11 protein-coding genes are annotated in these 12932 nt (G+C 42.3%); 5 read left to right on the top strand and 6 right to left on the bottom strand.

All coding sequences use genetic code 11. The features are described from left to right. Positions 1–94: 94 nt before the first annotated feature. Positions 95–1513, bottom strand: a complete 1419-nt coding sequence (locus FWF39_RS10140) for an FAD-dependent oxidoreductase (protein ID WP_343383327.1) — start codon at positions 1511–1513, stop codon at positions 95–97. A gap of 5 nt (positions 1514–1518) precedes the next feature. Beyond that, positions 1519–2685: a polysaccharide pyruvyl transferase family protein gene (locus tag FWF39_RS10135; RefSeq protein WP_343383326.1), complete on the bottom strand. Its 1167-nt coding sequence runs from the start codon at positions 2683–2685 to the stop codon at positions 1519–1521. Between the two features lie 140 nt (positions 2686–2825). Between FWF39_RS10135 and FWF39_RS10130 the strand changes: the two genes are divergently transcribed. Beyond that, a complete protein-coding gene (locus FWF39_RS10130) occupies positions 2826–3020 on the top strand; it encodes a hypothetical protein (protein WP_343383325.1) in 195 nt (64 codons plus the stop codon). Between the two features lie 14 nt (positions 3021–3034). Here the strand turns inward: FWF39_RS10130 and FWF39_RS10125 are convergent, their stop codons facing one another. Then, entirely contained in the window at positions 3035–4255 is a 1221-nt protein-coding gene (locus FWF39_RS10125; protein ID WP_343383324.1) for a hypothetical protein, read from the bottom strand. Positions 4256–4381: 126 nt separating this feature from the next. Here FWF39_RS10125 and FWF39_RS10120 point away from each other — a divergent pair, with 126 nt between their 5' ends. Both FWF39_RS10120 and FWF39_RS10115 read left to right on the top strand, forming a co-directional pair. Continuing rightward, positions 4382–4585, top strand: coding sequence for a hypothetical protein (locus FWF39_RS10120; protein ID WP_343383323.1), 204 nt, complete (start codon positions 4382–4384; stop codon positions 4583–4585). Positions 4586–4675: 90 nt separating this feature from the next. After that, positions 4676–5830 (top strand): S8 family serine peptidase, encoded by a 1155-nt coding sequence (locus FWF39_RS10115; protein WP_343383322.1) that lies wholly within the window; start codon positions 4676–4678, stop codon positions 5828–5830. Between the two features lie 463 nt (positions 5831–6293). Here FWF39_RS10115 and FWF39_RS10110 read toward each other — a convergent pair whose 3' ends face one another. The 3 genes from FWF39_RS10110 to FWF39_RS10100 form a co-directional block, all read right to left on the bottom strand. Beyond that, positions 6294–8768, bottom strand: a complete 2475-nt coding sequence (locus tag FWF39_RS10110) for a collagen-like protein (RefSeq protein ID WP_343383321.1) — start codon at positions 8766–8768, stop codon at positions 6294–6296. 167 nt (positions 8769–8935) lie between these two features. After that, positions 8936–9508, bottom strand: coding sequence for a hypothetical protein (locus tag FWF39_RS10105; protein ID WP_343383320.1), 573 nt, complete (start codon positions 9506–9508; stop codon positions 8936–8938). Positions 9509–9510: 2 nt separating this feature from the next. Continuing rightward, a complete protein-coding gene (locus FWF39_RS10100; RefSeq protein ID WP_343383319.1) occupies positions 9511–10122 on the bottom strand; it encodes a hypothetical protein in 612 nt (203 codons plus the stop codon). A gap of 846 nt (positions 10123–10968) precedes the next feature. Between FWF39_RS10100 and FWF39_RS10095 the strand changes: the two genes are divergently transcribed. Together FWF39_RS10095 and FWF39_RS10090 are read left to right on the top strand one after the other, a co-directional pair. Continuing rightward, positions 10969–11697 carry a nicotinamidase gene (locus FWF39_RS10095; RefSeq protein WP_343383318.1) on the top strand — a complete coding sequence of 243 codons (729 nt, stop codon included), beginning with the start codon at positions 10969–10971 and terminating at the stop codon, positions 11695–11697. Positions 11698–12292: 595 nt separating this feature from the next. Continuing rightward, positions 12293–12508, top strand: a complete 216-nt coding sequence (locus FWF39_RS10090; protein ID WP_343383317.1) for a hypothetical protein — start codon at positions 12293–12295, stop codon at positions 12506–12508. Positions 12509–12932: the final 424 nt, after the last annotated feature.

The following is a 12932-nucleotide window of genomic DNA, read 5'->3' as shown; positions in this document are numbered from 1 at the left end:
TTTTGTTGTCTAGGTAGGCCTTTTCGCGTTAAGTTTTGTTGTCTAGGTAGGCCTTTTCGCGTTAAGTTTTGTTGTCTAGGTAGGCCTTTTCGCGTTAAGTTTTGTTGTCTAGGTAGGCCTTTTGTTTTAGGAGTTCTTTTTGTACTTCTGTGGCTTTGACGGTTCGGGGTGTTTGGTTGTTTTTTGTGGCTATGGCGGCGCATACTCCGGCGGCGTGTCCGGTTGCTATGCATACGGGTATGGTGCGATAAGATGCGTTTGCGCCATGGGTTCCTGATATGCATCGTCCTGCGACTAGGAGATTTTCGGGTTTTTTAGGAATCAAGCATCTCAGGGGAATTTCGTAGGCTTGGCCAGCTTTAATTTTTTTCACTATGGTGCCTTTGCCGTGGGGGTTGTGTATATCTATAGGGTAGCTGCCAAGGGCAATGCCATCACTAAATTTTTGGGCTTGTAAAACATCTTTTGTGGTTAGTTGATATTCGCCTATAATTCGTCGTGTTTCTCGTGTACCCACTATGGCACCGCTTTGTTGTACATAGGTTTGTTCAAAGCCGGGTACATAGCGACGCAGAAATCGTGTTAATTCTGTGATTTGTCGGTGGCCTTCAAGGGTTGCGTGTGTTAGATCCCAAACATCGGTGCCAGAGGTGTTGAGAATACGTGTGCTGTTCACCAGAACCTCAGAGTTATGTGCTCCGCCAAAGAGCAAAATGTTTTCCCGCGGAATTTCTAGTTCGCCTTGGTTTTTGGCTTTTTGCATCAATGCCTCCAATCCTCGTACTCCGCGCCATTGATCAGGGTGTTCCATCACATAGCGTTTAAACGGCTCAAAGTTAAATCCATTCAAAAGAAACATCAATGACATCGGTTGGACTCTTTGGTCTGGGTTTCGGCCCATCTCATAGGGTGCACCTGCATAAGCGGCCACATCGCCATCGCCTGTGCAGTCAATTATAACTTTTGCTTTAGCAACAACAGGACCGGATTTAGTTTCAAAAATCACGCCTTGTATAGTTGTGTTGTCACAGAGTGCGTCGCTGGCAAATGCATAGAACAATAGTTCCACACCTGCTTCCTCAAGCATTCTCAAGGTTACTTGTTTAAAGATTTCTGGATCAAAGGGCACCATAAATCCTGTAGAGGGGGAAGGCGCAACTGCGCCATTGGCCAAAATCAATCGTTCTACCAGCTCAGATAGGACACCGCCTATGATGGGGGTGCCTTCTCCGTGGTCGAGGGGAAAAAGTGTAAGCGCCTTGGGTTGGGTTAGGGGTTGGTTGGAAGAGGTGTAGTAGGAGGCCATAGTTAGAACCAGCCCAGCAGTTGCACAACCTCCTAAAAATCCATACTGTTCCACAAGCAGTACCTTTGCACCCGTTTGAGCTGCACCCATAGCCGATCCGATTCCAGCAGGTCCTCCACCCACTACTAGCACATCGGTCTCAGCCATCACCTTGGCATGCCGCGGCGGCAACAAAACAGTAGATACGGCGCGTTTAGCTATTGGCATCTCACTCACACCAATCCAGCTTCTGAGGCAGGGATGGAGGTGGTTGGTTGGGTTTTATTTTTGTGCTCACCTTGGAGTAAATCAAGCGCTAATCCATTATTTTCTGCGGCCAGCATCTTTAGGTTGGGTATGAGCTGTTGGATATGGGTTTTTGTGGTACTGCGATCATCCCAGGCTTTGTCGATATAGGCATTAATCAACCCGGAATCCACTCGGTTAAGCGGCGGCATAGGAACCTGCAAATTATCAAGTAATCCGCTGACTTTGGATGCATAGGGCAAAGCCACAAATGGTACTCCTTGTAGTGCTGAAAAAATTAAAAAATGAAGCCGCATGCCAATTGCGAAGCTAAAGTGCTTCATAATTGTGAGCAGCTGCCCAGGAGAGTAATCTCCCTTTAGGACCCAGGCATGTTGAGGCTGAAGCATCTTGGATATGACCGCATGTGAGTGCTGTACATCAAAAACCGCACGTTCCATGGGAACAAAAATTACATCGGCATCCAGACGGCTAATAACAAAATCAGCCGCATTAGCAAGTAATCCATGATAAAAGTTGGGATCAATATCAGGTGCGGCAGGTCCAGGTTCACGCACCGAGATTCCCACCAAGGTTCGTTGTCCATGCACCTGTTCTAGCTTTAGCGCATTTTTAGGTAAAGCTTCGGGGGTTAGCAGAAAAGCAGGATCTGCAGTCACCAGGATTGGATTGTCTACCCCGATGTCTTCAAAGATTTTTTTTGCTTCCCGATCCCGAACCGTTATCCCATCAACTTTGCTTAGAACTTCTTTGATGCGTTTTCGAGAGTTTTCGTTATTAAGTGGACCGGCTCCAACAGCATAAACCATTGTTGGCACATCGTTTTGTTGGGCAATCTCGAGTTCACGTAAATAAGCATCGGCTTCTTTATCAAAAAAAATACCGCCGCCACCCAATATGAAGAGATCAAGCGACTCGATTTTAGGGGTGATTTCAACTCTTGTTAGATCGCGAACATCCACAACGTGCTCTACTTGATGTCTTGTTTGGGTATCGGTTATGCTTCGACTAAAAACTGTGAGCTCAACATCAACAGCACTTCGTAGCTGAGTTATAATGCTTTGCAATATGGCTTCATCACCCATATTAAATCCACCATAAGAACCTGAGATGCCCACTTTGTAGGTTACCAAAAAATTCTGCCTCTTAACGTTAGAGATGAAAGTTTGGAGGTATGGTGTTTTGCTGTTGGGTTTGCACAATCACATATTTTTAAAAGCGGTCATCCGTCACAGGGCTAATGTATAGCCAGCGTCTTTTAGGAGGTGTATGCGTGCCTGAAACAAACATTTCAGAAAAATTGCAAAAATTTGGGGAGACCTGTCAGGACTATAAAGATACTATCATGGAGCAGTTCAAGGATTTAGAGGTTGAAGTCAAGGATTGGACCTTTGCCGTTGGAAAAAATGATAAGGAATATACTGTGGAGGTTAACCTTAAATTGGGCATTCACTCAAAGAAAAACTAAGGATCCGCCCTTTTTTAGGGCAGAGTTTGATTCCAGTAATAGAGTTTATTGTAGCATTCTTTAGAGTATGCGGGATCATCATAGACTATATCCAGACCCAAGCCATACTCTGCAAGCAGTTTATCGAGGTTTTCATGAATTAGCGCGGTTTTGTCATCGGGTTGCCATATGCCCCAGATTTTCTCATCATTATCACGCAGAGCGGCACCATAATCTTTAGGGAGAACTAGTGCTACTTGAGCCTGAGCAGAGGTGGGTGCTCTTTTGGTGACCACTTGATTCCAGAAGCGCTCCATAGCCTCAAAATGCTCTTGGGTTAGAATACCGTAGGGGTTATCGGGGTCATAGTAGGGCCAATTAAATATGGTGATGTATTTGGCTCCTGCATCGTAGGATGCAACCAGTTGATCATAGATGTTGTCTGCACTATCAATGTAGGGCGGTTCTCTATACTTCCAAGTTATAATGGTTCCCCAGTCCTTGTCTTGGAGGTTTGCCGCCCCGCGTACCATTGAGAGGTGTTGGTTGACGCTGTTGTTCCAGCCTAACTGGGCTAGCATTACGCTATAGCCGCCAAGATAGTTAAACCAATACAGAGTATAATCGGAGGTGAAGGTGGTTATGTTGCTGGCTTTGAGATTTGTATGTCCAGGGTTTGCTTGGAGAATCCAGCTAAACCATTGAGCTTCAAGGCTATAGTTATCGGGAAAATCGTTAGATTCTTTGATTGATTGGAGTTTCTCTCGAATCTGAGCGGTAAAGGTTCCAAATGCATGGTTGTTTGTTTTTAATTCTTCTTCCCAATTCCAATCAATCATCATCCCGCCGGGTTCATCATCATAGTATACGCCCAAAAATTTGGTTCCATAAGCGTCTTTGGCTTCATTTAGAATTTTGAGACGTTGTTGCCAGGTCTCTCGGTTGTGGCTGCCCAGGTTTACAATAATATCTAAGTCAGCATCGGTGGCGTAATCGAGGATTTCCATAACTGCGGTTTGATTTGTGCAGAGACGGTTTTGGCCGGCATTTAAAATAAAGAGGTTGGTGTAGGTTTTGGTTTTATCGATGAGTATTTTTGCCTGCTCGACGGTTTCGCCGCAAAATGCAATCCCAAAGTATACGGGTTCTTTGACTATTGTTTGGTTGCTGCTTTGGGTGTAGAAAACCAATAAAACGGTTGATGAAATCAACAACACAAGAATTAAAATTATTGAGAATAGGTGGATTTGTTTCATCTGCCCATGCGTCCTGCTGAAACATTTCTAAGATGCATATGGATTGATTGAATATAAGTGTGCTGAACCAAAACAGATAAAAATAGGCTGCATTATCTTTGTTGCGAACTCTAAGAGGATTCATGTATGCCATCTGAAATCTTTGATGTTGACAAATTTGTAGCTATGAGCGCCAAAGCAAAACACTGCCATGTAAAACGGCTAAAAGACGGCGTTAAACTCAAGTTGCGTACCCCAAGTCAGCTCTACACCCTAAAAATTGAAACACTAAGAGCTGACGAAATAATAAAGAAACTTCAATGCGCAATTAAAGAAGAAGAAAAAGACTAACCATCTTTTCTTCAAGCAATTTTTCTTCAACCCAAACAAGTCAAAGGTTATTACATAGCTAATCTATAGCATACTCTAATTGTGAGATGTATGGAGTCAAAAACAAAGCAACACCGACCTCACAGGCGCTATCTAAGTCTTGTTTTAGCAATAACCATTTTTGCTCTCATAGCATCAATAATTATTTTTGTTCCCCTCCTACAGAATAACTCAGTACCAGATGAACCCACACCCGATAACAGTAACATCGCTAATCCAGTTAATGAGCCTGAAACTCCCCGTGAACTACCCACAGTATCTCCAAGTCCTAATGACACAACAGAACAAAATTCGAACACAAATACGGCGGCGGGGAATACGTCAGAAAATACTCAAAGTAATCCAGCGACCGAGTCAAATTGGGCGCTTAATATGATTAATGCACCTGCGGCATGGTCTGAAAGCACGGGCGCAGGGGTCAAGATTGCAATTTTAGACACCGGCGTTGGTCCGATTGATGATGTAAAAGTTTATGGTGGTTATAACTTTGTTGACAACAACGAAGATACCACAGATCGACGGGGTCATGGTACAATGGTCGCCTCAATAATTGCCGCTACGCATACAAACTCAAAAACAGGTCTTAAGGGCGTAGCTCCCGATGCAAAAATATATGCGGTAAAAATCATAGATGACCAAGGGAATATGAATATAAACCGTGCAGTCGCGGGTGTGCGATGGGCAATAGATAATGATATGCAGATTATATCAATGAGTTGGTGTATTAACGATGGAAATTATGCACTTCGACAAGTTTTGGCTGAGGCATACAATAAAGGAATTTTGCTGGTAGCTGCAGCAGGAAACTCTGGTCAAATAGCCTATGGTGTTGGGTGTCCAGCAGAGTATGATACAACGATTGCTGTAACAGCTGTAAAAGAAAGTACCCGTCAACTTGAAGAAGCATGCTCAGGGCCACAAATTGAACTCTCAGCTCCTGGAGAAAAAGTATGGGTCATCGGACTGGACAATACACTTTACACTAACAAAGGAACATCTTTTGCAACAGCCTATATTACCGGTACAGCCGCATTAGTTTGGGCTAAAAACCCCACATTAACCAATATAGAAGTAAGAAACATTCTATGTCAAACAGCAACGGATCTGCAACCCAACGATGGCTTAAATCGAGACATATATTTTGGTTATGGCTTAGTTAACGCGGCTACCGCAGTTCAAATAACCCCAAATAGCCCCCAACCATAAAATCAAAGGGCATATGAAACGCTAATTCAACAATAAACATTAGATATTTAGCACTGAAGGGTCTCAAGTTGCTGATAGGCAGTTATAAAATTAAAATGCCATGGCCAGACGTTCATTGACAAATATTAATCAATCGATAATTTTATACAAGGCTACTTATGCAATCTCACCAAATAACTGATAACTAGCTATCTTAGCGTTAAGCTATCTAAATTGCCCGTTAAGTCTAAAAAAGAAAATACAAACGTTCACTAGTTTAGCAAGGTGTTTGGAAACAGAAAAACTTCCCATACGGAGGTTAATCTAAAATACGGTTATTATCAAACTGTCGCTGGTTCAACATAAAATTAACATTAACACTTCTTGGATGAGTTGTTGCCGTAAAATTGGTGAGAGACACTCGATTAAAATAATTTATGTATGGTTAAAATTGAAATAAAAAAAAGAAAAGAAAGGGGTTGATTTAGCTTGCGATTCTTCGGCGTAGGGTAATGGCTAGGAATGCTGCCACTGCACCTATGGCCAAAGCAACGATTGCAATAACAACGCCTGTTGTTGCCCATGTTGAGGCTTCGGTGGTATCTGCTGTGTCACCTTTTGGACCTGTGTCACCTTTTACACCTGTGTCACCTTTTACACCTGGTTCGCCTTGTGGACCTCTTGCGCCTGCGTCACCTTTTGGACCTTGAGAGCCAGAGCCACCAGAGCCAGAACCTGATGCGCCTGTGTCACCTTTTGGACCTTGATCGCCTTTCTCGCCTTGTGGACCTTGTGGACCTTGTGGACCTTGTGTGCCTTCTGCTTTAGAGATTACTTCGAATTTGCCTTCATAGGGTACAACATCGTTTGCGTCTTTCATGTGTGCGTTCCATGTCCAATTGCCGATTGGTGCATCTGCGGTAAGTTCAAAGGTAGTGCCGACAATCAAACCAGCACCTACACCAGAGTCAATAACTGGATAGTTGTATAGACCTGTTACTTCACTAAGTTTCCAGTTACTTTCGTGGATATATACTGTTTTCCAGAGTAAACCGTTGCAGTCATAGATTTCGATGTAGCCGCTTGGGGTTGCTGTGCTTACTAGTTGGAAGCTACCTTTGTCGCCTTGAGCATATTTAGCAGCGCCGGTTGTGATTGTAAGGTCTAGGTTTACTACGTTCAAGTTTGCTTTAGCGGTTACCAAGTTGCTTGATTGTGTGCCGTTAACGACGTATTCGCCAATCTTGAAGTTAGCTGGAATCTGGTACAGGAGTGAAAAGCGACCGTTTGCATCGGTAACTACGCCAGGGATAGTAGTAACTAGTGCGTTGGTAGATGCATTGCGAATAGTTAGATCAACTGAGTCGTTGTTTATAAAGCAAGTACCAGTAATGTTAACAAAGGAGTCTCTTATTGTAGTTGAAGGTGTTACAGTAAGCATAGTGGTTTCTACTACTTTTATGGTTGTCTCTGCCTCTAGACCAGAAATGTTAGTTACGATAACTACTTTGTATTCACCGACTGGAAGTGTTGGTACGACAACTGGAATGCCAGCAATTAGATTTGCAGTGTCTTTGAATGATGCAACTAGACGACCATTTACGGTAATGTTAGCACTAACTGGTAGAACTGATGCGAATATAGTGGAACCATCGAACCGATCAAAGTCAACACCTTTAACGGTTATAGTTTGGCCGGATTTGACTTCATAGGGTGCTAATGCTTCAGGACGTGCAAAACCAAAGATAGTTGTTGCAGTTAAGCCATTGTAAGTGTCCTCTGCTATGAGAGTATATGCACCATATCCTATGCCTGCTGGAACAGAGGGGAGGGTAATTTTGAATTCGCCTGTGATAGGATCGACTACAATGCTACCTGCGAGGGATTGACGTACTGTACTGCCTTCAGCCATAAGATAGAGGTTAACGATGTTATTGTCAATTCGAGTAAAGTTTTCACCAGTAATTGTTACTGGTTTACCGGGTGTAGCGACAATTGGCTTAGACTCAACGCCTGGTAGACCTGTTAACACAAATGTTGCGTCATCTTGTATACCCGCGGAATCTGTTGCGTCAACGGTTATGCTTGTTGGTACTGTTGCAGCTTCTTGTGGAACATAAAAGCCAGTATTAAAGGCGCCTTTGCTCTTTGTTTCTGTGAGATTTAGACCGCTAACTACTACGGTATTGCCGAATTTGATAGTTACTGTTGCGTCTTTGCTGTTAGTAAATCCGCGTCCTTCTACTGCAACGTATATGCCTGTGGGGCCTTTTTCGGGTGTAATTGTAAGTACTGGACCAATAGTAAATGATGCGGTAGCTGAGTTAGCTGTTGGTATAACACTGTCCTTTGCTGTGACAGTATATGGACCATCAGGTAAGTCAGGTACGAGGAATTTTGCCTCAAACGAACCTGTTCCATTTGTACGAACGTTATCTGTTGCTATTATGATGTTTATGCCGCCAAAGTCAGCTATAATTCTGTTTGCATTGTTGGTAGCTGAAGCTGAGAAACCATGGCCAGTTATTGTTACCTCGTCGCTTACAAGGCCTTTGGTTTTACTCAAGGTAATGCTGGGCACAACTGTGAAAGTTTTGGCCATAGATGCTGCTGAGGAGCTGCCGCCAGATTCTAGTTGTTCTACTGCAAAGACAGTGTGGGTGCCTGCAGTAGCAGATGGAACGATAAAGGTTAACTCATAATCCTTATCTTCTGTAGTTAATTTTACCGAACCTAGTTCTTGGCCACCGATACTATCCCAGTAGAGAACTACTGTAGCGCCTTGGTACTCAACCGTACCAGTAACAGTAACTTCAGTACCGACTGAACCGGTGTATGTATCTAAGTCTAATGAGAGTATTGCTGATGCTTGTGGAATTGCTACTAGTGCTGTAGATGCAAGTAATAGCATTATGGTTAGGGCTGCGAATAGCTTGTTTTTTGATTTGTATGTATTCATTTTTTTATTCTTCCTATTTTATGGTAACTTGGTAGTGTAACCAGTACTTATAGTTACTGCAAACACAAGACAACCGCTAACTCTAAAAGTACACATTTCCCTACACCTTTAACGAAATGTGCATAAAAACCTAAAAATATCCAACAAGCTAAACTATCAAAAGAGGCTTAGTTGACAAATTCCAGAACAATCATACCTTTTAAGAGATCACATTTCTGGAGTTTATAATCAAAGCCTTGCATTATACCCTCAATGAAACGTGCAAGCATCTGAGTTGCCTCCTCAGATAACACCGCAGAAACACAACGCACACGCGTAATTGCGCCGAAACGTTTCACTTCAATTTCACTTAAATCCCAACGACTAACTTCCAAAAAAGTTTTCAACGACTTTACCGGATCATCAAAACGTTCTTTTAGATATTTACCATGCCATTTGCCACTCTCAAACCACACGTCTGCAAGAGAAGCCTTTTTCTCCTTTAGGGCAACATTGGTTAAAAAATTCAAAACATCCAAAGGCACAAAAACACCACCCAGAATTCTTTGAGCATACAAAACTTCAAAGAACTGACCCAGCTGCTTAAGATCATAACCTGCAGTGGATACTTTTACAGCTTGAGATAGGGCCTCTTCTACAAATTTGGTGATTGTCTCTCCACGACTCTTGGAAGCTTTGGTAATCTCTTCAAGAAGATCACTGGTAACATAGACTAATTTTTTATCCTTACGCTGCTGCACCATTACCCACCACTGCTCCGCACTGCATCTAACCGAATTATACCCCGAGAAATCTCCTTAACTCCAAACTGATACCCAAACCGCTCCAACGCACCCATCAAAAAAGAAGCAAAAAATAAAGTATAGGCCTCAGTAAAACGCGGGCTTGTAACCTTTACAAACAATTTACCATCAACTAACCTAAAATCAAACTCGGGGGCATTCCAAGTAAAAACTAGTAAATCATCTCTAAACTGAGCAAAAGAAAAAGAACCACTCCCCGTAACGTACCGAGAAGCAAACCAAATACCTGAGTCACGCCAGCTTTTAAGAGCCTCAGCCTTATCTGTTTTATACGCTATATCGGCCATTTCATACCATAATCGCTCTAGACCTAAAACAAAACCGGCACATTTTGCCATTTCCAAAACTTTACGCTCTTCAACCACACGCTTCAAACTAAAATTCAAATTATCCGCAACTAGTGCCAACTCAAAAAGATCGTTAACTAGATCAAACAGACTACAGCCCTGTGACTTTGCAAGCTCAGACATACGATCTAACAAATCCTCTCGGGCAACAAAAGTTTTCCGACGAACCGTACCAGTAACAGCCGAAACAACAGGCGATTTCATTGTTACAGATCAACCTATATCTGAATAGAATTCCTACACTCCGACATTAAGCTTACCTATAACAAATACAAACGCTAACTTAAACGTTAATAGATAACAGTCTAATCAGCACTGAGACAATGATACACGCCAATCTAGACACACATGTGAACACCCACCACAATAGCCCACTATAACCGCCTAAGATAAGAAAAGACAACATCATAAAACACCTAGAAACCAAACCAACCAACAGCATCAGCAAGACACTGCACACTATTGATGATCAAATAATGTCGTTGATACCCACCGCTTTTCGAAAAATCACGAAGCTTATATAACCATACAACACAAAAAACAAGACCTACTACAACCAGTCAGTTAAATACCCAAATAGAAATTATGTGAGGACTGAGGACTACAAATACTCAAAAACAAAAAACAAAACAAGTGTATAGCAACGCTTTAACTATCAAGTTATCCACTAAAGTTATGCAAAAGGTTTTCTGTTTTCCCAAACCGCTACCGATCAGTTTTATTTACGTTTTTTTGGCGGCTTCAAACTCTTTTTTTGAAAACAGCTAAGATAAAGTAATCGTCTAAGAGACAGACAACAGCTTTCCTATGGCGATAGCACAAAGTTTCAAAGTCACATAAACACATGTGTTGAGCGAAAAAATATCGAATGGTCGCATTTTACATTAAAAAGATAAAAAGGTACGCCTAACTTCACATAAAATTACATGAAACAGCAATAGGGCGGCATTTTGCACGTTTTTGGCCACTAATCCAACGAAGTGCGGCTCGACTAAGCAGGTACAAATGTTTATTCCTTGGTTTCACGCTAAGAAAAATGAGGTTGACATTTTGAGTGAACTATATCACTTAACAGAAGCAGACGCACTCATAGTGACAGATATTCAAATCGATTTTTTGCCCGGTGGCGCTCTACCAGTCCCCGAAAGTAACGAAATAATTCCAGTCATAAACAATTATATTAAACGTTTCAAAACAGCTCAAGCACAAATCATCGCATCACGGGACTGGCACCCAGAAGATCACATATCATTTAAAGCCCAAGGAGGTCTCTGGCCGCCTCACTGCATACAAGACACACCAGGGGCAAAATTTAGCCCTGACCTCAAACTACCCCCAAACAGCCTAATCATCTCCAAAGCAACCCAACCAAACCATGAAGCCTACTCTGCCTTTGACCACACCAATCTCACAGATGAACTCTACAAGCGCAAGGTAAAGCGGCTGTTTGTTTCAGGATTAGCCACTGATTACTGCGTATTAAATACGGTTCTAGATGGATGCCGGCTTGGTTTTGAAACGATAGTTTTGATGGATGCAACTCTTGGAATAAACGCAAAAACAAGAGACGTTGATCATGCGGTGGAATCAATGCGTAAAAATGGTGCCAAGCTGGCAACAGAATCAGATTTTCCAGATGCCCCAGATACACTACCAATTGAGGAAACCGCATCTGACAAACAAGCTGAGAAACCCTCGATGCTCACAGACGCTAAAAAGAAAGCAAGGATGCGCTCAAGGGGTGCCAATAAAAGAATCAAAACTGAACAACACCGCTGATAACCGAATACAGACGAACCTTATATACCCACAAATTCAAAGACAACTTAGACTTTCAAACGGTCTGTGTTTACGTACATTTATGCTCAAATCACTAGTCCAAACCCAATTTTCTTACTCAGACAAATGACAACTTACACATTTTGTCGGATTTAGATCGTTTAGAAAGCAATTACCCAAAGATAACCGTTGAAGAGTACTGCGAAAACATCCGAATGGGAATTTTTTACAATAAACAGTTAAAACAGCACACAATTATCGGGTTGTTTTTAACCTAAACAATCAATTCATTAGAACCAACAGCAACTCATAGCCACAACAACCGAAAAAGCAATCACAACACTTGTTAATTTTTAGATTCGTCTGCCCTTAACTTGAAACCAAGCATATTCCGCTCCAGGGGTTATCGGCAAGTACGCAAACATTTTTTTTAAACGCACTAAAAAAATATGTTGGGCGATGCTTTTGTATACAGAACACTCATCAGCCATCTGCTATAGACGTGTTTATGCATGTTGCTGTTGTTAGCCGCTCACACACCCTTTAAAATCCAAACCAACATTAGATCTGCAGATATTTTTTGAAGGCAAAATAGATGAATATAGCCACAAGCCAGACCAATGTTTCTGACAACAAAGAGCCAGAGAAGGCTCTACTCGACTATGAGGATACAACGGCGCGAACGTTAAGCGACAAGTACCGATGCCGGAACTGCGGACAACTCTATGACACCATAGAAGCTCATGATCGTCACCAACGCGAAATGCACAATCGAACAAAAAAATACCCTCTTGAAGAACTCCCGATGTAACTCTTTTCTTCAACCAGGTATACTGGTTGCATCCTGATGATGGATTATTTAAATGTAATACATACACAACAGGTGCAACTGAACAGGATTTTAAACCATACACAATCAAAACATATACACCAATATTACAGACGCAACATCGATAAAACATCACACACATTTTACACCAAACCAACCAGCACCGCAGAACACCAACAACTTATGCAAACCAACAACAAAGCTCACAACAGAATAAAACACTAAAAACAGCCAACACACCCAAGAACTGCCACACCACCACCCTTGAGACATTGCACTAATAGTTCACCTGAAAAATGACAAAAAATTCACCAAACACCCACCCAAACACCCACCCAAACACCCACCCAAACACCCACCCAAACACCCACCCAAACACCCACCCAAACACACACCCAAACACCCA

Source organism: Candidatus Bathycorpusculum sp. (assembly GCF_009778815.1).
In the GTDB taxonomy this organism is placed as follows: Archaea; Thermoproteota; Bathyarchaeia; order Bathyarchaeales; family Bathycorpusculaceae; genus Bathycorpusculum; species Bathycorpusculum hydrogenotrophicum.
The sequence above is the reverse complement of the archived record's forward strand: the minus strand, read 5'-3'. Positions and strand labels throughout refer to the sequence as shown.